The organism is Embleya sp. NPDC025285 (genome assembly GCF_055558835.1).
The window spans coordinates 47,815-71,170 of record NZ_JBVHLU010000001.1; the positions used below are offsets into that span (position 1 = coordinate 47,815).

Below are 23,356 nucleotides of genomic sequence, written 5' to 3' on the forward strand. Positions count from 1 at the left end.
GGCAAGAAGGTTGCCGCGAAGAAGGTCGTCGCAAAGAAGGTTGCCGCGAAGACGGTCGCCGCGAAGAAGGTTGCCGGCAAGAAGGTCGTCGGGCCGCGCAAGCCCGCCGGTCGCATCGCGCCGCCGACCTACGACGTCGAGCGCGAACTGATCACCCGGGGCGCGCAGGTGATCGCCGGGGTGGACGAGGTCGGGCGCGGCGCGTGGGCGGGCCCGGTGCTGGTCGCGGCGGCGATCACCGACCTGTCCGTGCCGCCGGCCGGGCTCACCGACTCCAAGCTGCTCACCGTGCGCCGCCGCGAGGAGGTCGCCGCCGCGGTCGACCCGTGGGTGCGCGCGTACGCGTTCGGGACCGCGGACCCCGAGGAGATCGACACGCTCGGGATGACCGCCGCGCTGCGGCTGGCCGCCGAACGCGCGCTGACCGCGCTGCCGGTGCGTCCGGACGCGATCGTGCTCGACGGCAAGCACGACTTCCTCGGCGCGCCGTGGTCGGTGCGCTGTGTGATCAAGGGCGACCAGTCGTGCGTCAGCGTCGCGGCCGCCTCGGTGCTCGCCAAGGTGCACCGCGACGGCATGATGGCCGGGATCGGCGAGGGGTACCCCGAGTACGGCTTCGCCGGCAACGCCGGCTACCCGGCGCCGGTGCACCGCGCCGCGCTGGCCGAGTACGGCCCCACGCCGCACCACCGGATGTCCTGGGCGTACTGGGACGACCTGCCCGCGTGGCGACACCTCAAGCGACCCCGGGTCGAGCTCGTCGACGACGGCCAACTCGGCTTCGACCTGGGCTGATCGGCGTCGGTTTCCGAACGGTCACATTTGCCGGGGGGCGCTCGTGCGCCGCACGGGCCGGTTGTAGCGTCACGCGGGTGACTGCCTCGATTCCTCCCGGCTGGTACGAAGACCCGTCCTCGCCCGGTTCCGAGCGCTGGTGGGACGGCGCGCAGTGGACCGCCTCGACCCGGGCCCGCGCGCAGGGCGAGATCCCGCCGCCGCCGGTCGGCGCCCCGCCGGCCGCGATGCAGGCGGGCTACCCCCAGGGCGGATACCCCGGCGGCTACCAGCCGATGGGCCCGCCGCCGGGCGCCGCCCGGCCCGGTCGCGGCAAGGCGATCGGCCTGACCGCGCTGGCGCTGGTCGTGGTGGGCGGCATCATCGCCGCGCTGATCGTGGTCCTGAGCGGGGACGACGGCGGCTCCGGCGGTAAGTCGGCGGCCACGGACGGCACGGTCACCGACCCCACCACCGGACTCACCGTGCCCAGGTTCAAGGGCTGGGTCGCCCCCGACCCCGACGACGCGCCCGCGGACCAGGCGGTGGAGCGCCCCTGTCCCAGCAAGTCGGCGACCCGCAGCGGGTCCGGAGCCGAGACGAAGCTGCAGGCCGAGCGCAAGTGCTATCGGGCCGGCCTGGAGCTGGTGACCCACAAGGCCGACTCCTTGGACGAAGTGATCGCCGACCTGAAGAAGGAGGTGACCGGAAGCAAGGGCAAAATCAAGGTGGAAACCATGGAACTGGACAAACCGATCACGGTGGACGGTCACCCGGGCTACGTGCTGCGGGCCAAGGTCAGCGGCAAGCCCGAGGACCTGAGCCTGGACTCGGACACCGCCTGGGCACAGGCGGTGGTGATCGACGCGAAGAACGCGGACGGCGAATACCCGTGCGTGCTGCTCAAGATGGAGATCTCCGCCTCGGCACCGGACAAGGCCACGCTCGACACCGTGCTCAAGGGCATCAAGGTCGGTACGCCGCAGCCCTCGGAGAGTACGTCCTGACCCTGCGTCATATCTGACGCGACGTCACCAGCGGTACGGTACGCCCGATCGGTCGCGCCGTACCCCGCATCGGTCGCGAGCGCGTACCGTGGACGCGCGCGCCGCAGGTCGGGCTTGCCGGGATGCGACTGAAGGAGGCCGCATCGGGCACATCATCATTGGGGGGTGACTGTGCGCATCGGTGATCGCCTCGCATGCCCCGGCTACTCGGTGGTGGCCGTGGAGACGACGGGTTTGTCCCCGCATCGACATCGCATCATCGAGATCGCGGTCGCGCAATGCGATCTCGACGGACGCGTGACCGAGTTCTTCACGACCCTGCTCGACCCGCAGGGTCCGGCCGGCGACTTCCAGGCGCACGGCCTGTTCGACGACGACGTGGTCAGCGCCCCGACGTTCGCCGAGGTCGCGCCGTGGTTGGTGAACCTGTTCCGGCAACGGGTCGTGGTCGCGCACAACGCGCGCTTCGACATCGGCTTCGTCGAGCGCGAGTTCCAACGCCGGGGCCGGCCCACCGTGCCGCCGCTGACCACCCTGTGCACGATGCGCGAGGCGCCGCACCACCTGCCCGAGGCGCCGCGCTTCACGCTGCTCGCGTGCTGCGAGGCGGCCGAGGTGCCGGTGGACAGTGGGCACGGCGCCGCGGCCAAGGCGATGGGCACCGCGCGGCTGCTGGAGCACTACCTGCGCCAGGGCGCGGGCGAGGCCCGGCACTGGCAGCAGGCCCGGACCGTGGCGGCCTCGCTGAACTGGCCGCGCCGCAGCGCCGATTTGTCGCGGGTGTTCACCCGCGACGACGCGCACATGGCCCGTCGGGCGCGCGAGGAGGCCGAGCAGGTGCGCCGCCGGGACGCGGTGTCGTACCTGGAGAAGGCCCGCGCGTACGGTCCGCCGACCGGTGTGGGCGAGGGACCGGACAGCTACCTCGCGGTGCTCGACGCGGCCCTGGAGGACCGGGTGATCACCCCGCAGGAGGCCATCGACCTGGCCGAACTCGCGGTGTCCCTGGGCATTTCCGAGGAACAGCGCAAGGACCTGGACCGGCTGTACGTGACCGCGCTGGCCGCTTCCATGGTCGCGGCCGGACCGGTCGACCGCGAGGAGCGGGCCGACCTGACCCGGGTCGCCGCGCAGTTGGGCATCCCGCGCATCGCGCTGGACGAGATCGTCGGGATGGCCCGATCCACGGTCGAGCAGGGTCGCGGCGGGCCGCGCATCCTGGCCCGCGGGCGCCCGCTGGAGTCGGGTCTGGCGGTGCTCTTCCACGGCTATCTCGCGATCACCCGGGGCGAGTTGGAACGCCGGATGGCCCGCGCCGACCTGTCCGTGGCGTCCGGCATCCACGATCGGGTGGACGTGCTCGTGGTGGCCGACCCGGACGAATCCGCGGACCGGACCTACTGGGCGCGCCAGCGCGGCATCCGGGTCCTGATCGAGCCGGTGTTCCTGGCGCTGCTCGCCGACCTCGAGCGTGGGCGCAGCAGCGCGGCAGACGCGGCCTCCCAGGTGGCCGCCGCCTCGCTCGCGCACGCCGTGCCCAGGGCGCCGCGCACCACCAGTGGCTTCCTGCTGCCCCGGCCGGGCACCTCGGCGCCGGCCGCCGCATCCTTCGCACCCAGTCCCTACCGGCCCTACGACACGCCCGTGGACGGCGTCTCGGACGTGCTGCCGACCGAGGCATTCGCGCCGACCGAGGCCTTCACCGCGGGCGAAGCCGCCGCGCCGACCGAGGCGTTCACGCCCACGGAGGCGTTCGCGCCGACCGAGGCGTTCGAGGTCACCGAGGCGCAGTCCACGCCGGCCACGCCGGTGTCCGGGTCCGCCTCCGCCACCACGCCCGCTCCGGTGCCGGGCACCGGGGCCACGCTGCCGAGCATCCCGCCGCCGCCGACCGCCGCCGATCTGCCGGTGGCGCCCGGGGCCTCGGCCGCCGAGGTGCTCCAGGCCACCGTCCCGGACGTGCTCCCGCCGCCGCCCGAGGTGCCGGCGACGCACGACACCCAGCCGACCACGCCGCCGCCGGTGCCGGGCCCGGAGACGCCGCCACAGCCGATGCCGACGGTGCCGCCGGTCCCGGACCGGCCGCCGGCCGCCGCCGAGTCGACGCCCGCGTCCACGCCCGAGCCGGTTCCGCCGCGGCCCGTCGTGCCGCCCCGGCCCGCGGACGCGCCACCGCGCGCGCTGACCCGGGGCCAGGCCGTCACGATCGAGGACCTGGGCCCGTTCGCGGGCACGGTGCGGATCGAGGCGGCGTGGTGGGCGCCCGGTCAGGCGGACGGCGACACGGTGGCCCTGGTGTTGGACGACGACCGCCGAGTGGGTGACGACGGCGACCTGGTGTTCTTCAACCAACCGGTGCACGCCAGCGGCGCCGTGCGGTTGGCCGGCAAGTTGCAGACCGGGACCACCAACGACGTGGAACCGGGCTCCGATTCGGTCGAGATCGACGTCACCACGCTGCCTCCGGGCCGCAGTCGAGTCCTGGTCGCGCTCGCGCTGGACGCCACGAGTGGCACCACCTTCGCCCAGGTACCCGTGACCGTCGGTATCGTCGACCCTGTGACCTGCCGCCGACTCGCCGAATTCCGGTTGAGCGGAGGCGATGAGACCGTCATGATCCTGGCCGAGGTCTATCGGCGCGGCGACTCCTGGCGCCTGCGCTCGGTCGGCCAGGGCTATGCGGAGGGCCTGGCAGCTTTGGTGATCGAGCACGGGGTGGTGGTGGACGATTGATCCGGCCGAGCTGACGGGGCATCGTAGGATGCGCCGTCGTACGCCCGGGCCACACCCCAGGAGCACCCTGGGTGGGCACGCCCCGCGCGGCTTTGATAGGACTGCCACCATGCCGCGCGTGTTCTCCGGGGAACGGGACTCCACCGATCCCTCCCCGCGTCTCCTCACCGCCGGGCATCCCGGTACCGCCACGAACGAACCGAGCCTTCCCCAGACATGACTGTGAATCCGGTGACTGCCGAAAACACCGCGGACGCCAAGTCCGCACCCGAAACCCCGTCCGTGCCGCGCCCGTCCGGCGCGGTGCCCAAGCCCGGACCTCGGCCGGGCCCGAAGCCGGGCCCGCCCAAGCCCGCCGTGCCGCGTCAGGCGACCGCGGCCACGGGACCCGGCCCGACGAAGCCCGGCAAGCCCGCGAGGCCCGCCCCGGCCGCGCCGCGCGTCACGCTGGTCCCCGCGACCGAGGAGAACGTCTTCGACGCCGCAGACGACGCGGTGGACGCGCTCCTGGAGGCCGGCACCGAGCCCGGGTCGATCCTGGTGCTGACCACGGGTGGACCGCACCCGTGGCAGCAGCACGAGGAGACCTTCGGCGCGGCGCAGTACTGGCGCCAGTACGACGAGGGCAAGGACGTCTTCTACGCGTCGCTGCCCGCCTCGCGTCCGCTGCGCCGGGCCGCGGTCGTCGTCGTGGTCAACGGATTCGCCGACCAGGGCGACGCCGCGAAGATCCTGACCGCGGCGCTGACCGCCGGGGCGTCGGTGACGGTCTGCGGCGACATCGAGCGCGTGCGGGCGCTCACCGGTGTCGCATAGCACGTCGTAGCACGCAGGGGGCCCGTCCGTATCCGGTCCGGTCGAACTCGGGCCCCCTGCCCCGCGAATCGCCAAGGTCGGCTACGGTTCGTTGCCATGTCGGAATCGCCGTCGATCGCGCAGCTCCTTGACCGGTTCCTCAGCGACCAGGAGGACCGGCTGAAAATACAGCAGTACCGGGCCTGTAGCACCGTCATCGACATGTTGTCGGGCTATCTCAACCGGTACGCCTACATCACCCTGATCGGGGCCGAACGCCAGGAATGGGACCGCGCCTTCTCGGCCGGTGACGACCGGGCGTTCTGCAACGTGTTCGGGGTGCGCAAGTTGATCGCCGGGATAAAGCCGTTCCACGCGCAACATCTGCGCACTCGGCTACAGAGCCCGGAGCTCGTCCAGGACCACGCGTTGACGGTCACGACCGATCTGGTCGACTGGCTCGCGGCGCGCGGCCTCACCGCCTGATCGGACGCGTCCGTCAGGACGCGGAAGGTCGGACCAGGGGAGCGGGCCCCGCCTCCGGCAGGTAACGCACGTGCGGCAGTCCAGCCGCGGGGCGGGCCGGGGCGATGCCCGCTGCCCTGATCGGCGTACTGCCGCCGGGACCGCCGTCGCGGCCCGTGCGCAGCGCCGGGGTGCGCCCGGAACGCCCGTCGGCCACCAACTGCCAGCCGTCCCGCGCGACCACCGCGAACGCGCCGCAGCGCAGCCCGTGCAGCACGCACGCGTCGTGCAGCCCCCACATCCAGCGGCCGTCGTCCGCCTCCCACTCGCGCGCGCCCTCGCGGTGGATCGCCAACACCGTCGTGTGTGTCGGGGTGCCCCGGCGCAGGTCGTCCGGGACGATCAGGCGCAGGTTCGCCAGGATCATGTTGCGGCACCGCCAGCCGTCGGTGCGCCCCTCGCCGAAGGCGAAGGAGGCGCTGGCCACCGGGCGTTCGGACCGATCCAGGACGGCTACCACCGCCGTGCGGGCGACCGGCCGGTGCAGGTCGTACAACCGTTTGATCAGCGTTCGGGGGTCGCGCAGCAGCGGGATCCCGCGCGCACGCCAGGATTCGGGGTCCAGCCAGCGGGACGGGCCGGCGGTCGCGGCGCCGGTGCGAGTGGGCGCGGCGGAGGCAGTGGTGGCGATGTGCACGGTCCTCCTTCCGTCCGGAACGGAGAGCGGGCGCACGCTCCGACTACGGGTTGCTCGCGGCGGAGCGGCGCCGACGGGGCCCGCACGGGAATGTGAAGAGAACGCCTTGTCGATTCTTGCGTGAGGCCCGCGAACTCGGCAACACGTACAGGTGATCATTCGGTACGTGCGCGTGACCGTTCGGGGTCCGCCGGCGCGAAGTCACCCCTCCATCGTGAGCACCAGGGGCAACACCTGGACGGCGCCGGCCCGGCGCAGCAGCCGGGCCACCACGGTGAGCGTCCACCCGGTGTCGGTGCGGTCGTCCACCAGCAGGACCGGGGCGTTGAGCGCGGCCACCCGCTCGGCGAGCTCGTCGGGCAGCACGAACGCGTCCGCGATCGAGCGCAGGCGCTGTGCGCTGTTGCTGCGCGGCGCCGGGCCGCCCGCCCCGGGGGCGTACTCGACCCGGCCGAGCCAGGGCAGCCTGCCGACCGCGGCCAGGCGTTCGCCGAGGCTGTCGATCAGCGCGCCGCGGGTGTGCGAGGCGATGGTCACCACGCCGCCGGGCCGGCGCTGCCAGCCCCACGCGGCCAGCACCTGGACGACGGCGTCGAACGCCGCGTCCGGAATCGGCCCGTCGGGGGCGCCGGGGGCCAGGATCGGGCGCAGCCGGTTGCCCCAGCCGATGTCCGAGGAGCGGCCGAGCGCCCGGCCGGCCGCGGCCTGTTCGCCGTCGGGGATGCGGCCCTTGAGTTCGACGCCGGCGACCGCCATGCCGGTGGGCCACATCCGGCGCGCCTCCACCTCGACGCCCGGCCGGCCGAGCGCCGCGCGGGCCGCGTCCAGCGAGGCGGGGTCCACCCGCGCGTCGTGCCGCGGCCCCGCGCACGCGTCGCAGCGCCCGCACGGGGCGGCGCCCGGGTCGTCCAGGCAGCGGCGCAGGAACTCCATCCGACAGGTGCCGTCGGCCTGGTAGTCGCGCATGGACTGCTGTTCGTGCTCGCGGGCCGCGGCCACTCGTGCGTAGCGCTCGGCGTCGTACTCCCACGGGCGGCCGGTCGCGATCCAGCCGCCGCGGACGCGCTTGACCGCGCCGTCCACGTCGAGCACCTTGAGCATCAACTCCAAGCGGTTGCGGCGCAGGTCCACGAGCGGTTCCAGGGCCTGTGTGGACAGTGGGCGGCCGGCGCCGGTCAGCGCGGCGAGGGTGCGCTCGACCTGCTCGCGGGCGGGGAAGCCGAGCGAGCCGAAGTAGCGCCAGATCGCCTCGTCCTCGCGCCCGGGCAGCAGCAGTACGTCGGCCCGGTCGACGGCACGTCCGGCGCGGCCGATCTGCTGGTAGTAGGCGATCGGCGACTGCGGGGCGCCCAGGTGCACGACGAAGCCCAGGTCGCCCTTGTCGAAGCCCATGCCGAGCGCGGAGGTGGCCACCAGCGCCTTGACCCGGTTGGCCAGCAGGTCGGCCTCGGCGACCCGGCGCTCGGCGTCCTCGGTGCGGCCCGAGTAGGACGCGACGGCGTGTCCGCGCGAGCGCAGGAACGCGGTGACCTCCTCGGCCGCCGCGACGGTGAGTGTGTAGACGATGCCCGAGCCCGGCAGCTCGGGCAGGTGGGTGTCCAGCCAGGCCAGCCGGTCGGCCGGGTCGGGCAGCCGCAGCACGCCGAGCGAGAGGCTCTCCCGGTCGAGGGTGCCGCGCAGTACCAGCGCGTCACCCGCGGGGTCGAGCTGCTCGGCCACGTCGGCGCTCACCCGCGCGTTGGCGGTCGCGGTGGTGGCCAGGACCGGGACGCCGGTGGGCAATTCCTCCAGGAGGGTGCGCAGCCGGCGGTAGTCCGGGCGGAAGTCGTGCCCCCAGTCGGACACGCAGTGCGCCTCGTCCACCACGAGCAGGCCGGTCGTGGCGGCCAGCTTGGGCAGCACGGTGTCGCGGAAGTCGGGGTTGTTCAACCGCTCGGGGCTGACCAGGAGCACGTCCACGCTGCCCTCGGCCACCTCGGCCTGCACCGCGTCCCAGTCGTCGACGTTGGCCGAGTTGATGGTGCGGGCCCGGATCCCGGCGCGGGCGGCGGCGTCGACCTGGTTGCGCATCAGTGCCAGCAGCGGCGAGACGATCACGGTCGGTCCCGCACCGAGCTCGCGCAGCAGTGCGGTGGCCACGAAGTAGACCGCGGACTTGCCCCAGCCGGTGCGCTGCACCACCAGCACGCGGCGGTGGTGCGCGACCAGGGCCTCGACCGCCCGCCACTGGTCCTCGCGCAGCCGCGCGTCGCCGCCGGCCAGGTCCCGCAGCACGGCGTCGGCGCGGGCGCGCAGGTCCGTCGTGGTGTCGAGGCGGGCGTCGGGGGTGGTGGAGCGGTCCTCGGTCATGTCTCCCTTTGTAGCCGCCATCGGCGACATCGCGAAAAGGAAGCGGAGGTGGTTTGTGCATAAACGTATCGGCTACCGCCGCCGGCGGGCCCGGGTCGGGACCTTGGCCGGGCGCGCCGGGCGCGCGATGGTGGAAGGGACCGAAACCCCTACGGCGACGGAGGCGCGACGTGCGCTACCTCGAAGTGGACGGATTCCCGCGGGTGAGTCGGATCGGACTGGGCACGTGGCAGTTCGGCTCCCGGGCGTGGGGCTACGGCGACGCGTACGCGTCGGTGACCGCCCACGCGCTGGTCGGCCGGGCCCTCGAACTGGGGGTGACCCTGTTCGACACGGCCGAGATCTACGGGCTCGGGCGCGGCGAACGCATCCTGGGCGAGGCGCTGGGGGCGGACGCGGACCGGGTCGTGGTGGCCACCAAGTTCGTGCCCGTGTTGCCGGTGACCCCGGTGGTGCGCGGCCGGGCGTATCGCAGCATGGCCCGGTTGGGTCTGGACCGGATCCCGCTCTACCAGGTCCACGTCGCCAACCCGCTGGTGTCGATGGACACGGTCATGAGTGCGCTGGGCGCGTTGCAGGACGAGAAGGTGGTCGACGAGGTCGGGGTGAGCAATCACGACCTCGCCCGGTGGCGCCGGGCGGAGCACGCGCTGGGCCGGCGGGTGCTCTCCGACCAGGTCGAGTTCAGCCTCGCGGCGCCCGGACCGCTGCGCGATCTGGTGCCGTGGGCCGAGCGCAATCGGCGCCTGGTGATCGCGCACACCCCGCTGGCCCGGGGACTGCTCGGGTCGCGCTACGACGAGTACAACCGGCCGACCGGGTTCCGCGCGCGCAGCACGCTGTTTCGGCCGGAGAACCTGCGCCGGGCAGGCCCGCTGCTGGAGTTGCTGCGCGAGGTGGCGGTCGGGCACGACGCGACGCCCGCGCAGATCGCGTTGGCGTGGACGCTGCATCTGGGCCCGGTGGTGGCCATTCCTGGGGCGTCCACGATCGAGCAGTTGGAGCACAACGTGGCGGCGGCGGAGATCGAACTGGCCGACGAGGAGTACCGGGCACTGACCGCGCAGGCGGAGGTCTTCGCGCCGTTGCGGGGGCCGGCGGCGATGTGTGGGCGGGTTCCGGGCGGGGCGCGGGCGCGGTAAGGAGGGCGCCGTCGTCGGACCGCACGGTTGCCTGCCGCCTCGTCTGCGCCTGCTGTCCTCCGGCCTTGACCGTGAGATCGGCTGGGCTTCGGTGGCTTGTTTTGTCAAGACCGGTATCCACAACGGCTGATTCATGCACAGTCGGCCGGTGTGTGCCGGAATCGGGTCGGCAGCCGGCGCAGGCTCGCCGTATGAACGACACCGATGGCTTCGACCGCACGCCCTTCGTGGTGATGTCCCCGCAGTCCGTCCTGCGGGTGCGCTCGCCCGCCGATCTGGTGGAGGCCGTGCCCTATCTGATCGGGGTGCGGCCCACCGACAGCGTTGTGCTGCTCGGCATCCTGCCCGGTGAGCGCAGTCGGGTCGGACCGGTGCTGCGGCACGACCTGCCGCCGCCCGCCGACTTCGAGCAGGCCGCCGACCACTTTGCGCGGCTGCTGGCGCGCACCGGCGCGCGGGGTGTGGCCGTGGCGATATACGCGGATGGCGCGCAGCCGGCGGGGTCGGCTGCAGCGGGCGAGGCCGGGCCGGCGCCGGCCGTCGAGCGGTTGCGGCCGTTGCACACGGCGATCGCCCGGGCCTGCGCCCGCCACACGATCGAGGTGCGCGAGGCGGTGTGCGTGACCGCCGAGCGCTGGTGGTCCTACGGCTGTACGGACGCCGACTGCTGCCCGTCCGAGGGCACCCCGCTGCGGACCGGGCGCGACTCGACGGTGGCCGCGACGGCGGTCTGGGCGGGCCTGCCCGAGCCGGTCTCGCTGGCCGAACTGGTGCGCCGCTTCCGCCCGCCGGAGTACGCGATGCGCGAGTTGATGATGCGGGCGTACACGAGTGTGCGAAGCGATCCGAAGGCATACTCGCCGGAGCGCACGCTGACCGCGTTGACCGGTCACCGGGCCCGGTTCCGGGCCGGCGACACCACGATCGAACCGGCGGAGGCGGCGCGGCTGGTGCTCGGGTTGGGCGACGCGCGGGTGCGCGACGAGGCGATGGCCTGGCACGGCGAGCAGTCGGGCGACGCCGACGACCAGGCGCTCCTCGCGCTGTGGACGGCGCTTGCCCGTCGGGCCTTCGCGCCCGCCTCCGCGCCGCCGCTCACCCTCGCCGCGTGGGCGGCCTGGACGATCGGAGACGGTGTGCTGGCCCGGGTCGCGGTGACCGGCGCGCTGCGGGCGGACACCGGATACACGATGGCGCGACTGCTGCACTCGGCGATCAACAGTCCGCTGAGCGCCGCCGAGGTGCGCCGAAGGATCTTCCGCGATGCCGTGACCAACCGGGCGCCGTGACCGTTGGGGGGCCGGGGGCAACGTGTCGACCGGCCGGTCGACGTCGGGAGCCGCGGGCCATCCGGCGTGCCGCCGACTCCGGTGCGGGTGGTCCGGGTCCCGACCCCGCGCGAGACCCACGAGAGAAGCGGGAGACGAGAGCGGTGACCGTGAGCACGATTCCCCACCCCGTCGCGCACGACGCACTCGTCTGTGTGGACGCGCCCGGCATGGCGATCAGTGGGCGCGACGGACAACTGCGCGGGCAGGGCGTGTCGGGCATCTACCACGACGGGCGGCGCACGCTCTCGCGCAACGTGCTCACGATCGGCGGTATCGAACCCGAACCGCTGTCCGGGCACGTGGTCGCGGCGGGTGCGGTGCGCTACCTCGCGATGCGCCGGTTCGCCGCGGACGGCACACCCGACCCCGCGCTGGTGGTCGAGCGCACCCGGTACGCCGACGGCCGCGAGCGGCTCGTGGTGCGCAACACCGGCCGCCGCGCGTTGTGCTTCCCGGTCGAACTGGCCCTGGGCACCGACCTGATCCCGCTCGCCGCGCTGCGGGCCGGACATCGATCGGTCGAGTTGCCCGCCCGGGTGGCCGCGGCCGGCCTGGGGTGGAGCGCGCCGGACGGAATGACCGTGCGGGCGAGTGCCGAGCCCGCGCCGGACACCGCGCTGGCCGCCACCGCGACGCTGCGCTGGGAGGTGGACCTGGAGCCGGCCCGCTCGTGGGCGGTCGAACTGCGGGTGATCGCCGAGCCGGCACCCGGCCGACCCGGTCCACGCGCCTTCGTGGGGCAACCGCCGTGGACCGAACCCCGGGTGCGCTGCGACGACGTGCGGGTCGCGGCCTGGGTCGAGCAGGGGCTGCGCGACCTGCGGGCACTGCTCGTGGTTCCCGATTCCGATCTGCCGACCGCGCCGATGCCCACCGCCGGCGCGCCGTGGCAACTGGCCCCCACGGGGCGCGACGCGCTGTGGACCGCCCGGATGTTGCTGCCGCTGGGCACCCGCTTCGCGAGCGGCGTGCTGCGGTTGCTGGCCGCGCGCCAAGGGGTGCGCTCGCAACCGCGCGACGGCGAGGAGCCCGGGCGGATCCCGCACTTTCTGGGCCGGGTCGGCGAGCGGCCACGCTACGACTGCGCGGGCTCGACCGCGCTGTTCGTCACGCTCTTCGGCGAGGCCTGGCGCTGGGGGTTGCCGGCCGCCGAGACCACCGCGCTGTTGCCCGCGCTCGTCCGCGCGCTCGGGCACCTGTCGCGCACGCTGGGCGAGCGACCCGGCGATTTCGTGCGACTCGGTCCCGAGGGACCCGCGCCGTGCGAACTCCAGGCCCAGACCTACCAGGCCGCGTGGCACGGCGCGGCTCTGCTGGACGCGTACGACCTGCCGGGCGGCGGCGCGCTGCGCGAGCGGGCGGAGCACCTCGGCGTCGCCTTCCGCAAGGCGTTCCGGGCGGAGGACGCGGCGGGTGAGTTCTACGCCGCGGCGCTGGATCCCACCGGCCGACCGATCACCGTGGCCTCGTCCGCGATGGCCCACCTGCCCGGCAGCGGCATCCTGGACGACACCGGGAACCGGGCGGTGGCCCAGCGCCTGACCGCGCCCGACCTGGACTGCGGATGGGGGCTGCGGGCCACCTCGGCCCGGACCCCGGGCTACCACCCGCTCGGCACCCTGGGCGGCGTGGTGCGCGCCCACGACACCTGCGTGGCCGCCGCGGGGCTGGCCGAGGCGGGCCATCTCGACGCCGCACAGCGGCTGTTCGCCGGCCTGCTGCACGCCGCGCCGTGGTTCCAGTACCGGCTGCCGGAGATGCACGCGGGCGAACAGCGCGTGGACGGCCACGCTCCGGTGGCGCACCCTCTGGCGTGTCGCCCGCTGGCGCGCGCGGCCGGAGCGATCCTGCCGGTCCTGGTGGCCTTCGCCGGGATCCGCCCGGACGCGCCGGCGGGCCGGATCACCGTGCGGCCCGCCGGCGCGCTGGACGTCGGCGAACTCGAACTGCGCGATCTGCGGGTCGGCGGCGAGCCGTTCACGGTCCGGGTCAACCGGGCCGGGCAGGCGATCGTGGAGGAGGCGGCGGCGGGCATGCAACTGGCGATCTGAACCGGCCCGCCCGGTGACGCGACGCCACCACCCGCCTGCGCGCGGTGTGCCGACCTTCCGGAATCCGTTTTATCGTCAGCCAGACAGCTAGTGCCCTCCGGGCACTAGGATCGCCCCATGCCGCGCTCCGAGACCTCGATCTTTCCGCCCTTCGGAGTCACCGTGGATCTCGTGGTCCTCACGGTGCGCGAGCACGCCCTGAGTGCCTTGACCATCCGCCGGGGCGAGCCGCCGTTCCAGGGCGCGTGGGCACTGCCGGGCGGTTTCGTGCGCGAGGGCGAGGGCCTGGAGGCCGCCGCGGCACGCGAACTCGCCGAGGAGACCGGCCTGGACCGACTGCCCGTGCACCTGGAGCAGCTCGCCACCTTCGGCGACCCCGGTCGCGACCCCCGGATGCGCGTGGTCAGCGTCGCCTACCTGGTGCTGGCCCCGGATCTGCCCGCCCCGCGCCCCGGCGGCGACGCGGCCGGCGCGCGCTGGTCCTCGGTCGGCGAACTGCTCGGCGACGGCAGCCGGCTCGCGTTCGACCACGGACGGATCCTGGAGGACGGCGTCGAACGGGCCCGCTCCAAAATCGAATACTCCTCGCTGGCCGCCGCGTTCTGCCCCGAGGAGTTCACCGTCGGCGAGCTGCGTCGGGTCTACGAGGCGGTGTGGGGCGTGGCTCTGGATCCGCGCAACTTCCATCGCAAGGTCACCGGCACCCCCGACTTCCTGGTGCCCACCGGTGGCACCACCACCCGCCAGGGCGGCCGGCCGGCCCAACTGTTCCGCCGCGGCTCCGCGGAGAAGCTCAACCCGCCGATGTTGCGCCCCGAGGCCTGACCGGACGGGCCCGATCCGCCCTCGCGCCACCGACGCGTTCATCCCACGATTTCGTTCGGCCCCGGCTCGTTCAACCCTGGCCGCCCAGGTCGAGCCCGACCGCGTCGTAGGCGAGTTGCGCGTCGCGGCTGCGGTGTCGGCCGAGCAGCGCGAGCAACTCCACCACACGCGGGCGCAGCGCCGGCCAGCCCCCGGTGTCCTGCGCGCCCTGAGCGATCCCCGCGACCAGGTCGTCGAGGAGCACACCCAGCCGGGCGTGTTCGCCCCGCAGTCGCCACACCGCGGGTTCGAACCGGGGATCCGCGTGGCGCACCTCCTCGTAGAGGCCGCCGGGGCCTTCGGTGGCCGCGACGTGTTCGTACAGATCGGCCCGCAACTGCCGCAGCCCCGCGCACAACGCGGCCACCCGACGCGGGCCCGCCTGGTCGGCGACCAGACCGTCACGGACGATCAACAACGCGTCGTCGAGGTCGCCCCGCCTGCGGCGGACGGCGTCCAGGACGCCCGGATCGGGAAGAGACATGCCGACCTCCAGAGGCGGTACTCGGCGGTATTTCGATGGTCCTCCAGGACCCGGCAGCCTGTCCAGGTTCGGCGGACTTTTCCGCAGCTCGCCGATATGCAAGTAAATGCCGGGAAAATTGTGGTTTCGCAGATATGTTGCCAAAGATCCATAGATCTCCCGCAGCCGGGGTGACGAGGAGCGATGGCGATGGCGATGATCCAGGCACGTGCGCTGACCAAGAGATACGGCGGCATCGTGGCCGTCGACGACCTGTCCTTCGACGTACTCCCCGGCAGGGTCACGGCACTGCTCGGGCCCAACGGCGCGGGCAAGTCGACCGCGCTGCGGCTGATGCTCGATCTCGAACGCGGCGGGGGCGAGACCCGGTACGACGGTCGGCGCTACCGCGGGCTGCGCCGACCCGGCACCGAGGTCGGCGCGTGTGTGGGGGCCGGCGGGGCACATCCGGGCCGGCGGGTGCGCGCGCACCTGGCGATGCTCGCGTCGGCCGGCCGGATCCCGTCCCGCCGGGTGGACGAGGTGCTCGACCTGGTCGGGCTGACCCCGGTGGCCGGGGCCCGGACCAGGGTGCTCTCGGCGGGGGCGCTCGGCCGACTCGCGCTGGCCTCGGCCCTGCTCGGCGACCCGGGCACGCTGATCCTGGACGAACCCGCGACCGGCCTGGACCCGCAGGGGCTGCGCTGGTTGCGCGACTTCCTGCGCGCCTACGCGGCGGAGGGCCGCACCGTCCTGGTCGCGGGGCACATCCTGGCCGAGACCGCGCGGTGCGCCGACCGGGTCCTGGTGATCAGTCGAGGTCGCCTGGTCGCGGACGAGTCGGCGACCGACTTCCTGCGCCGCGGCGTGCGGGAGGGAGTGTCCGTGCGCACTCCGCAGGTCGCCCGGTTGTCCGCGCTGCTGCGGGCCGAGGGTGTGCACACCACCCGCCCCGGCGGCACCACGCTCACCGTGCTCGGCGCCGACCGGGCCCGAGTCGGCGAGATCGCCTTCCGCGGCGGGATCCTGCTGCACGAGTTGGCCGAACGCGAGCCCGGGGTGGGCGACGCGTTCATCGACGTGATCACCAAGCGGCGCGAGCGCGTCCGGACCGACGCCGACGCCGACGGGGCCGGTGTCGAGCCGCCGGTCGAGACCGTCTCGGCGGACCGGCCCACCGAGGAACTCGCCGTCCCCGGCGCCGACCCCACCCGTGTGGCGGGGGTGAACCCGGCGACGACCACGGCGACGGTACTCCTGGAACCCCTGACCCGGCCCGACCCGCCACCTCTTGTCGACGGCCGCGTCGACCTCGAAGCCGAGCCGGGATCGCCCCGGCCCGGACCGACGCAACCCGGACCGACACCACCCGGACCGACACAACCGTCACCGGCCGAGCCCCACCCCGCCCTGCCGGGACACCCGGAACCCCGGCCGACGCGGCAGGCCCAGGCGGCGGCTCCGGCCGAACCCCGGCGCGCAGACCCGCGAGCGTACGCCGCGCCGGAAGCCGGCCCCGGCGCCGCGTGCGCCGCCTCGACCGAGCCGCACCAGGGCCTCGACCGCGGCTTCGCCCAGGAAGCCGACCACGACATCGACCGTCGCGCCGACCCGCAGGCCGCGCCGGACGGCGCGGCACACTCGCGCCGAATGGACACGATCGCCGACGGGGTCGGCGCCGGTGGAGGCGTCGGTGCCGGCGTCGGGATCGAGCCGGATTCCGGCGAGCCCGCCGCCGCACTGCCGCCCAGGCGCCGATTCGCCCGCACCTGGCGCTCCGCCGGGCGCGCCGAGCAGACCGACGAGGTGAGAAGCGCATGAGCGCGATCCGATACGAACTCACGCGGGCCCGCACCCTGCGCGCCACCTGGTGGGGCCTGCTGGGCCTGCTCGCGCTCGGCGCGGGCGCGACCTGGGTGGCGGCCCGCCAGGCCGGCGCCGTCCCGATCGGCTCCGGCGAGGTGGCCCACCTGGTCACTGCGGGTCCGGGCCGAACGCCGGTGCTGGTCCCGGCGATCATGCTGATGACGGCGCTCGCCTGCGCGCGCGAGCAACGGCGGGACGCGCTGCCGACATTGCTGCTCGCGTTGCCCCGACGCGGTCGGGTGTTCCTGGCCAAGGTGGTCGGCACCGCGCTCGCGGCCGTCGTGCTCGCGGCTCTGGCGGTGGGCGCGAGCGTCGGCACGGCCCGCGCCGTGTTCGGCCCCGCCTTCCCCGACCGCGCGGCGATCGAGGCACCCGCACCCCGGATCCTGGCCGGATTCGTCGCCTACGTGCTGCTCGCCGCCGTGTTGGGCCTGGCGATCGGTACCCTCTCGCGCGGCACCGCGCTGATCGCGGTCGCCGCCGCGGCGCTGCCCGCCGGGGCCGAACGACTGATCGCGGCGGCGATCGAGGCCGGAGTCCCGGAGGCGTATCGGGACCTCGTGCGCTACCTCCCGTTCCGCGCCGCCGACCGCATGCTCGTCGTCTCCGACGGTGGCGGGCTGTCGCCGGTGACGGGTGGCGCGGTGCTGGCCGGCGTCACCCTCGTGGTCACCGTGCTCGCGCTGATCACCTTCGTGCGTCGCCGGGCCTGAGCGCTCCGGACGGACGTCACACTTTCGGACGATCGACCCGCAAGGTAGATCACCCTTTCGTGTGTTTTTCAGCCGAGAGCGGGTTTGCTGCTCAAGCCCGACCCGTTCGAGGCCGAGATGGAGAGCGTGAGTATCGCTGCCCATCAGACAATGACCCACGCCCCGGCGAGCGGCTCGGCCGACGCGTTCCGCGCCGGCGAGCCGGGCGCCGCCGGCACCGACCCGATGTCCCGCCGGCCGTACGTGTGGGACGGACCCGACCTCGAACCGGCCCGTGCCGTGCGCAAACCCGGCGTCGGCCGAGGCCGCGGCCTGCACGGCCAACTCGTCCAGCAACTCGGCCAGATGATCGTCGCGGGCGAGGTGGGCGCCGAACGCCCGCTGGTGCCCGAGGAGATCGGCCAGCGCTTCGAGGTCTCCCGGACCGTGGTGCGCGAATCGCTCCGGGTCCTGGAGGCCAAGGGCCTGGTCAGCGCCCGGCCCAACGTCGGCACCCGGGTGCGCCCGGTGAGCGACTGGAACCTGCTCGACCCCGACGTGATCGAGTGGCGCGCGTGCGGCCCGCAACGCGACTCGCAGCGCCGCGAACTCTTCGAACTGCGCTGGGGCATCGAACCGCTGGCCGCGCACATGGCCGCGTGCCGCAACCACCCCGAGATCGTCCGCCGGCTCGCCGACGTCGTGGAGATCATGCAGCGAGCGGTCGCCCAGCCCGACCCGCTGACCTTCAGCCGCGCCGACGCGGAGTTCCACGGCCTGCTGCTCCAGGTCGCGGGCAACCGCATGCTCGATCACCTCGCCGGCATCCTGGCCGCCGCGCTCCAGGTGTCCGGTGGCCACGTGGCCGGCTGCGAGCACCTGTCCGAGGCGTCCGTGGCGCTGCACGCGCGCCTGGTCGACGCGGTCGCCGCCGGCGACGGCGAGAGTGCCGAGGCCGCCATGCGCTCGCTGCTGGCCGTACATCCCGAGGTGGACCGCCAGTTCCCCGCTCCCCGCGAGGGCTGATCGGCGGCCGAGGGCGCAGTGCCTGCCGGAACCGAGGACACGCACGCATCGCCCCTTCGCCGGCCCGTCGTACGGGTCGACGAAGGGGCGCGCGTATGTCCGACCCGCCCGATTTGGCGACGTACGGAGAGTTCAGGCCAATCCTCCCGGTGAGGGGGTTCGCGTGCGTACTCTCGATATCTGACTCGCCGGCTCGGAGTTGCCAACAGGTGGGGTTGTGAGGCAATGAACGACGACAAGGTCGGATGCGAGCGGCCCGCTGTGCTCGACGCGGCGCTGCTGGCCACCTTGACCAGCCAGGGATCGACGGCATTCGCGTTCTACGACCGGCGGTTGCACTGTCGGCGGGTCAGCGGCGCGCTCGCCCGGCTGGCCGGGCTCTCGGTCGAGGACCTGCTCGGCCGACGTCCCGGTGAGGTCTACCCGCCGGCCCGCGCGCGCCGGATCGAGGCGACGATGACCCGGGTGCTCACCCGCGGCGAACCGTACGTCGAGACACACGTGAGCCGCGACCACGGCGATCCCGCCGACCGGGTCGGTTCCAGTCGCGGCGACGCACGCGAACGGGCGTACGAGTCGCAGTGGTTGCCGGTGCGTGACCCGGTCGAGGACACCGGACCGGTGCTCGGCGTGCTTTTGGTGGTGCGCGACATCACCGAGCAGCGGCGCTGCGAGGACCTGCTGCGCTCCAGCCAGTGGCGCACCGCCAGGCTCCAGGCGATGACCGCGCGGATCGCCGGCACGCTCCGGGTGCCCGAGGTGGAGGAGGCGGTCGGCGAACTCGGCATCGGCATCGCCGCGGCCCGCTCGGAGGCGTATCTGCTGGACGAGACGGCGCCGGTGTACCCATGGCCGAACGTGCCGGCGCAGCGCACCGTCACCCGTCGGCGCGGCCTGCCCGCGCACTGGTCGGCGGACCTGGTCGCCGCGGTGACCGACGGGATCGCCCGGTACGTCTCCCACCACGGTCCCGGCGCCTCCCGGGTGATCCTGCCGCTGGTCGGCTCCGGCGCGCCGCTGGGCGTGCTGCGCTACACCTTCGACGACGGACGCGCGTTCGACCCGGACGACCGGATCTTCCTCGAGGCGTTCGCCGGGCAGTGCGCGCTCGCCATCGAGCGCTCCCGGCTCTACGAACGCGAGCACCGCACGGCCGTCGCCCTGCAGCGCAGCCTGCTGCCCGAGCGGTTACCCGCGGTGCGCGGCGTCGAGTTCGGCTACCGCTATCTGCCCGGGGCGCCCGACTTCGAGGTCGGCGGCGACTGGTACGACGTGTTCCAACTGCCCGACAAGCGGGTGGCGATCGTGGTCGGCGACGTGATCGGCAAGGGCCTGACCGCGGCGGCCGGCATGGGCCGGGTCCGCTCGGCGCTGCGCGCGCTCGCCTTCACCGACCCCGAGCCCGCCGCCGTACTCACCGGCCTGGACCGGCTGTTCACCGCGACGGAGGACGACGAGTCTCTCACCACGCTGGTGTACGCCGTGATCGACCCGGCGACCGGGCTGCTCGTCCTCGCCGACGCGGGGCACCTGCCGGTGGTGGTCGTCTCCGCCGACGGCAAGGCCAAACTCGTCGAGATCGGCGAGGAGTCGACGCCGCTGGGAGTCGCCGAACATCGGACGCAGCACACCATCCGACTGGATCCGGGAGACATCCTGATCGGCTTCTCGGACGGTCTCGTGGAGACCCGCGGACGCGGCATCGACGAGGGCCTGGACGACCTCGTGGAGGTCGCCCGGGGGGCCAACGGGGGCCTGGAGGCGCTGTTGACGAGCATCCTGGACGGACTGCTCGGCGACCGGGACCGGGACGACGATGTGACCATCCTGGGGGTGCGGATCACCGGGGACGTATGAGTCGGATCCCTCACACAGGGTGTGGCGCGCGCCGCAAGAGGGAATCGTGTGAGCTGCGCCACCGAATGGGTGCGTAACACTTCTCCGCCTGGCCCGATGAGTACGAAGGTGGCAGCCGTTCGGGAATAGCAAAACAAGCCGATGCGCTGACTTCGAGTGCAACCGGTTTGCCGGAACCACGCTGTCCGCCCGAGTGTCGTTCGCTTGGCGGCGCCTGCCTGTTCACCAGGCCGTGACGCCGTCCAGATCGTCGAGAGGTTGTTTGTGTCGGCCAGCACATCCCGTTCGCTCCCGCCCGAGATCGCCGAATTCGTCAACGTGAAGTCGTTGATCGAGCGGGGTGAGGCCCAGGGGTACATCGCCAGCGACGAGGTGCGCCAGGCGTTCGAGGCCGACCAGATTCCGGCCACCCAGTGGAAGAACGTCCTGCGCAGCCTCAACCAGGTCCTCGACCAGGAGGGTGTGACCATCATGGTCAGTGCCGCGGACTCGGCGGCGCCCAAGCGCACCCGCAAGAGCGTGGCGGCCAAGAGTGCCGCCAAGCGCACCGCGACCAAGACCGTCGTCTCCAACCGCGCCTCCACCGCGGTCACCGTGATGGCGGACGCGGAACCGGTCACGCCCGACGAGAGCCCCGCGCCGACCGCCGTCGCCCAGGCCGCTCCAGCGGCGCCCGCCGCGCCGCGCAAGAGCGCCGCGAAGAAGACCGCCGCCGCCGGCACCGCCAAGAAGGCCGCGCCGAAGAAGGCCGCCGCGAAGAAGACGGCCGGCAAGGCCGGTGAACCCGACGCGGACGCCGAGGAGTTGCCGGACGAGTCCGAGGTCGTGGTCGAGGACGCGGTGCCCGACGAGCCGGAGAGCAAGGGCTTCATCCTCTCCGACGACGAGGACGACGCCCCCGCGCAGCAGGTCGCCGCGGCGGGCGCGACCGCCGACCCGGTCAAGGACTACCTCAAGCAGATCGGCAAGGTCCCGCTGCTCAACGCCGAGCAGGAGGTCAACCTCGCCAAGCGGATCGAGGCCGGCCTGTTCGCCGAGGACAAGCTGGGCTCCGGCGACAAGTTGCCCCCCAAACTCCGGATGGAACTGGAGATCATCGCCGAGGACGGCCGCCGGGCCAAGAACCACCTCCTGGAGGCGAACCTGCGCCTGGTGGTCTCGCTCGCCAAGCGCTACACCGGTCGCGGCATGCTCTTCCTGGACCTGATCCAGGAGGGCAACCTGGGTCTGATCCGCGCCGTGGAGAAGTTCGACTACACCAAGGGCTACAAGTTCTCCACGTACGCCACCTGGTGGATTCGCCAGGCGATCACCCGGGCCATGGCCGACCAGGCGCGGACCATCCGCATCCCGGTGCACATGGTCGAGGTGATCAACAAGCTGGCCCGCGTGCAGCGCCAGATGCTCCAGGACCTGGGCCGCGAGCCCACTCCGGAGGAACTGGCCAAGGAACTCGACATGACCCCGGAGAAGGTCATCGAGGTGCAGAAGTACGGCCGCGAGCCGATCTCCCTGCACACCCCCCTCGGCGAGGACGGCGACAGCGAGTTCGGCGACCTGATCGAGGACTCCGAGGCCGTGGTGCCCGCCGACGCGGTCAGCTTCACGCTGCTCCAGGAGCAGTTGCACTCGGTGCTCGACACCCTCTCCGAGCGTGAGGCGGGCGTGGTGTCGATGCGCTTCGGGCTCACCGACGGTCAGCCCAAGACGCTCGACGAGATCGGCAAGGTCTACGGGGTCACCCGTGAGCGAATCCGCCAGATCGAGTCGAAGACGATGTCCAAGCTGCGCCACCCGTCCCGCTCCCAGGTGCTGCGCGACTACCTCGACTGAGCGGGATCGCCGCACCGTGCGTGGAGGTCACCGGCCCCGGATACACCATCCGGGGCCTTCGTGTGTGCGTTTCCGAGTGAAATCACCCGTTCGCCCGGAGTGAGGATTCCGGAGAGCCACGCTGGGGCACCGGCTTCTACCTGACGGTAGCCGGCGAGAGGTTCCCCATGATGGTGCGAGCGCCCGAGCGGAACAGACGCAGCAGTTTCCGGCGGTACACACGAGGATCGATGGCCGCGCTCGCCGCGGTCGCCCTGGCGGCGGTCCTGACGGCGGCCTCGCCCTCGGGGCCCCCGCGCGCGGTGGTCGGCGGCAGCCCCGCGGACACCGCGACCTATCCGTTCGCCGTGGCCCTCTCCAGTCGCGCCGAGTACGGCTCCGCGCGATCGGGGCAGTTCTGCGGCGGCACGCTGATCGCGCCGACCAAGGTGCTGACGGCCGCGCACTGCATGTACGACGCGAACGGCAAGCGGGAGGACCGCGCGGATCTGAAGGTGATCCAGGGTCGGACCGACCTGCGCACCAAACAGGGCCGCGAGGTGGTGGTCGGCGAGGTGTACGTGAACCCGAACTTCGATCCGAGCCTGATCTCCGGCGACTGGGCGGTGCTCACCCTCGACGAGCCGCTCGGCACGGGCGTCGCGTCGATGGTGGAACAGGACGCGGACGTCTACGCGAGCGGGACCGCGTCGACCGTGGTGGGCTGGGGTGACACCACGGGTCGAGGCGACTACTCCTCGACACTGCGCCAGGTCACCGTGCCGCTGGTGTCCGACGCGACCTGTCGCACGGCGTACCCCGGCGGACGATTCGGGAGCTATGACGCCGCCGCGATGGTGTGCGCCGGAGAGCGACTGGGCGGCAAGGACGCGTGCAGCGCCGACAGCGGCGGGCCGCTTCTGGTGGCGGGTCGGATCGCCGGGATCGTCTCGTGGGGTGAGGGATGCGCGTTGGCGGGTAAACCGGGCGTGTACACCCGGGTCGCCGCGTTCGCCCGGGACATCCGGGATGCCGCCGGATTGTGAGGGATATCACGGACCGCGAGGGCGCCGACCGCCCTCGCGGGTGACGACGACAGACGCCGATGGCGGCCACCTCGCGGTGGCCGCCATCGGCGCGATGTCTGCTCGTCGGGATCTCAGAGGGTCGGCTGTCTGGTCAGTTGTCGTCGTCCGGTGCGGTAACGGGGACCGCCGTGAGGCGGTCGGTCTCGTCCTGTATCTCCACGGCCACCTTCCGAAGCTCAGGCTCGAACTTACGGGCGTGGTGCGCACAGAACAGCAGTTCGCCGCCGCTGGAAAGGACTACCCGAAGGTATGCCTGGGCGCCGCACCGATCACAACGGTCGGCGGCCGTCAACGGACTGGCGGGTGTCAGAACCGAATTCACGTCGCCTCTTCTCTACTCGACG

Annotated in this window: 19 protein-coding genes; 15 read left to right on the plus strand and 4 right to left on the minus strand. The window is 73.2% G+C overall.

The genetic code is table 11. From position 1 onward, the window contains the following. The first annotated feature begins 114 nt into the window (after nucleotides 1-114). The 5 genes from ACZ4FV_RS00190 (at nucleotide 115) to ACZ4FV_RS00210 (ending at nucleotide 5,795) form a co-directional block, all read left to right on the plus strand. Nucleotides 115-795, plus strand: a complete 681-nt coding sequence (locus ACZ4FV_RS00190; RefSeq protein ID WP_395869594.1) for a ribonuclease HII — start codon at nucleotides 115-117, stop codon at nucleotides 793-795. A gap of 77 nt (nucleotides 796-872) precedes the next feature. Further along, nucleotides 873-1,781 carry a DUF2510 domain-containing protein gene (locus ACZ4FV_RS00195; protein ID WP_402229433.1) on the plus strand — a complete coding sequence of 303 codons (909 nt, stop codon included), beginning with the start codon at nucleotides 873-875 and terminating at the stop codon, nucleotides 1,779-1,781. 165 nt (nucleotides 1,782-1,946) lie between these two features. Further along, nucleotides 1,947-4,514, plus strand: coding sequence for a TerD family protein (locus ACZ4FV_RS00200; RefSeq protein ID WP_465321459.1), 2,568 nt, complete (start codon nucleotides 1,947-1,949; stop codon nucleotides 4,512-4,514). Nucleotides 4,515-4,745: 231 nt separating this feature from the next. After that, nucleotides 4,746-5,330: a hypothetical protein gene (locus ACZ4FV_RS00205; protein ID WP_395869328.1), complete on the plus strand. Its 585-nt coding sequence runs from the start codon at nucleotides 4,746-4,748 to the stop codon at nucleotides 5,328-5,330. 96 nt (nucleotides 5,331-5,426) lie between these two features. Further along, a complete protein-coding gene (locus tag ACZ4FV_RS00210; RefSeq protein WP_395869326.1) occupies nucleotides 5,427-5,795 on the plus strand; it encodes a hypothetical protein in 369 nt (122 codons plus the stop codon). 13 nt (nucleotides 5,796-5,808) lie between these two features. On the opposite strand, the gene ACZ4FV_RS00215 is transcribed toward ACZ4FV_RS00210, so the two are convergent. Both ACZ4FV_RS00215 and ACZ4FV_RS00220 read right to left on the minus strand, forming a co-directional pair. Further along, entirely contained in the window at nucleotides 5,809-6,471 is a 663-nt protein-coding gene (locus ACZ4FV_RS00215; protein ID WP_402229427.1) for a hypothetical protein, read from the minus strand. A gap of 201 nt (nucleotides 6,472-6,672) precedes the next feature. Next, complete coding sequence (locus tag ACZ4FV_RS00220; RefSeq protein ID WP_395869322.1) at nucleotides 6,673-8,820, minus strand: RecQ family ATP-dependent DNA helicase; 2,148 nt, start codon at nucleotides 8,818-8,820, stop codon at nucleotides 6,673-6,675. A gap of 170 nt (nucleotides 8,821-8,990) precedes the next feature. Between ACZ4FV_RS00220 and ACZ4FV_RS00225 the strand changes: the two genes are divergently transcribed. From ACZ4FV_RS00225 to ACZ4FV_RS00240, 4 genes are all read left to right on the plus strand, one after another. Next, a complete protein-coding gene (locus ACZ4FV_RS00225) occupies nucleotides 8,991-9,962 on the plus strand; it encodes an aldo/keto reductase (protein ID WP_465321460.1) in 972 nt (323 codons plus the stop codon). Nucleotides 9,963-10,153: 191 nt separating this feature from the next. Next, complete coding sequence (locus ACZ4FV_RS00230; protein ID WP_395869318.1) at nucleotides 10,154-11,251, plus strand: DUF4192 domain-containing protein; 1,098 nt, start codon at nucleotides 10,154-10,156, stop codon at nucleotides 11,249-11,251. A 149-nt stretch (nucleotides 11,252-11,400) separates the two neighbouring features. Then, entirely contained in the window at nucleotides 11,401-13,344 is a 1,944-nt protein-coding gene (locus ACZ4FV_RS00235; protein ID WP_402229419.1) for an amylo-alpha-1,6-glucosidase, read from the plus strand. 117 nt (nucleotides 13,345-13,461) lie between these two features. After that, nucleotides 13,462-14,169 carry an NUDIX hydrolase gene (locus ACZ4FV_RS00240; RefSeq protein ID WP_395869314.1) on the plus strand — a complete coding sequence of 236 codons (708 nt, stop codon included), beginning with the start codon at nucleotides 13,462-13,464 and terminating at the stop codon, nucleotides 14,167-14,169. Between the two features lie 70 nt (nucleotides 14,170-14,239). On the opposite strand, the gene ACZ4FV_RS00245 is transcribed toward ACZ4FV_RS00240, so the two are convergent. After that, nucleotides 14,240-14,692 (minus strand): hypothetical protein, encoded by a 453-nt coding sequence (locus ACZ4FV_RS00245; protein WP_402229416.1) that lies wholly within the window; start codon nucleotides 14,690-14,692, stop codon nucleotides 14,240-14,242. Nucleotides 14,693-14,881: 189 nt separating this feature from the next. Here ACZ4FV_RS00245 and ACZ4FV_RS00250 point away from each other — a divergent pair, with 189 nt between their 5' ends. The 6 genes from ACZ4FV_RS00250 to ACZ4FV_RS00275 all read left to right on the plus strand — a co-directional run bounded on the left by ACZ4FV_RS00250 (nucleotide 14,882) and on the right by ACZ4FV_RS00275 (nucleotide 22,970). Next, the gene (locus ACZ4FV_RS00250) at nucleotides 14,882-16,492 is read left to right on the plus strand and encodes an ABC transporter ATP-binding protein (protein ID WP_465321461.1); all 1,611 of its coding nucleotides are present in this window, start codon (nucleotides 14,882-14,884) and stop codon (nucleotides 16,490-16,492) included. After that, a complete protein-coding gene (locus ACZ4FV_RS00255) occupies nucleotides 16,489-17,250 on the plus strand; it encodes a hypothetical protein (RefSeq protein WP_465321462.1) in 762 nt (253 codons plus the stop codon). Before ACZ4FV_RS00250 ends, ACZ4FV_RS00255 begins: the two co-directional genes overlap by 4 nt. A 150-nt stretch (nucleotides 17,251-17,400) precedes the next feature. Next, nucleotides 17,401-18,255 (plus strand): FadR/GntR family transcriptional regulator, encoded by an 855-nt coding sequence (locus tag ACZ4FV_RS00260; RefSeq protein WP_395869307.1) that lies wholly within the window; start codon nucleotides 17,401-17,403, stop codon nucleotides 18,253-18,255. Between the two features lie 225 nt (nucleotides 18,256-18,480). Next, complete coding sequence (locus tag ACZ4FV_RS00265; RefSeq protein ID WP_395869305.1) at nucleotides 18,481-20,112, plus strand: SpoIIE family protein phosphatase; 1,632 nt, start codon at nucleotides 18,481-18,483, stop codon at nucleotides 20,110-20,112. A 258-nt stretch (nucleotides 20,113-20,370) separates the two neighbouring features. Further along, nucleotides 20,371-21,945: an RNA polymerase sigma factor gene (locus ACZ4FV_RS00270; protein WP_395869303.1), complete on the plus strand. Its 1,575-nt coding sequence runs from the start codon at nucleotides 20,371-20,373 to the stop codon at nucleotides 21,943-21,945. A 230-nt stretch (nucleotides 21,946-22,175) separates the two neighbouring features. After that, nucleotides 22,176-22,970, plus strand: a complete 795-nt coding sequence (locus ACZ4FV_RS00275) for a S1 family peptidase (protein WP_395869301.1) — start codon at nucleotides 22,176-22,178, stop codon at nucleotides 22,968-22,970. Between the two features lie 133 nt (nucleotides 22,971-23,103). On the opposite strand, the gene ACZ4FV_RS00280 is transcribed toward ACZ4FV_RS00275, so the two are convergent. Next, on the minus strand, nucleotides 23,104-23,334 hold the full coding sequence (locus ACZ4FV_RS00280; protein ID WP_020555816.1) for a DUF7455 domain-containing protein: 231 nt from the start codon (nucleotides 23,332-23,334) through the stop codon (nucleotides 23,104-23,106). Nucleotides 23,335-23,356: the final 22 nt, after the last annotated feature.

Bases quoted from the DNA above. Each gene is read 5' to 3' on its own strand.
- ACZ4FV_RS00230 (WP_395869318.1), top strand. From the start codon at position 10,154: ATGAACGACACCGATGGCTTCGACCGCACGCCCTTCGTGGTGATGTCC.
- ACZ4FV_RS00265 (WP_395869305.1), top strand. From the start codon at position 18,481: ATGAACGACGACAAGGTCGGATGCGAGCGGCCCGCTGTGCTCGACGCG.
- ACZ4FV_RS00255 (WP_465321462.1), top strand. From the start codon at position 16,489: ATGAGCGCGATCCGATACGAACTCACGCGGGCCCGCACCCTGCGCGCC.
- ACZ4FV_RS00275 (WP_395869301.1), top strand. From the start codon at position 22,176: ATGGCCGCGCTCGCCGCGGTCGCCCTGGCGGCGGTCCTGACGGCGGCC.
- ACZ4FV_RS00220 (WP_395869322.1), bottom strand. From the start codon at position 8,820: ATGACCGAGGACCGCTCCACCACCCCCGACGCCCGCCTCGACACCACG.
- ACZ4FV_RS00245 (WP_402229416.1), bottom strand. From the start codon at position 14,692: ATGTCTCTTCCCGATCCGGGCGTCCTGGACGCCGTCCGCCGCAGGCGG.
- ACZ4FV_RS00240 (WP_395869314.1), top strand. From the start codon at position 13,462: ATGCCGCGCTCCGAGACCTCGATCTTTCCGCCCTTCGGAGTCACCGTG.
- ACZ4FV_RS00260 (WP_395869307.1), top strand. From the start codon at position 17,401: ATGACCCACGCCCCGGCGAGCGGCTCGGCCGACGCGTTCCGCGCCGGC.
- ACZ4FV_RS00250 (WP_465321461.1), top strand. From the start codon at position 14,882: ATGGCGATGATCCAGGCACGTGCGCTGACCAAGAGATACGGCGGCATC.
- ACZ4FV_RS00210 (WP_395869326.1), top strand. From the start codon at position 5,427: ATGTCGGAATCGCCGTCGATCGCGCAGCTCCTTGACCGGTTCCTCAGC.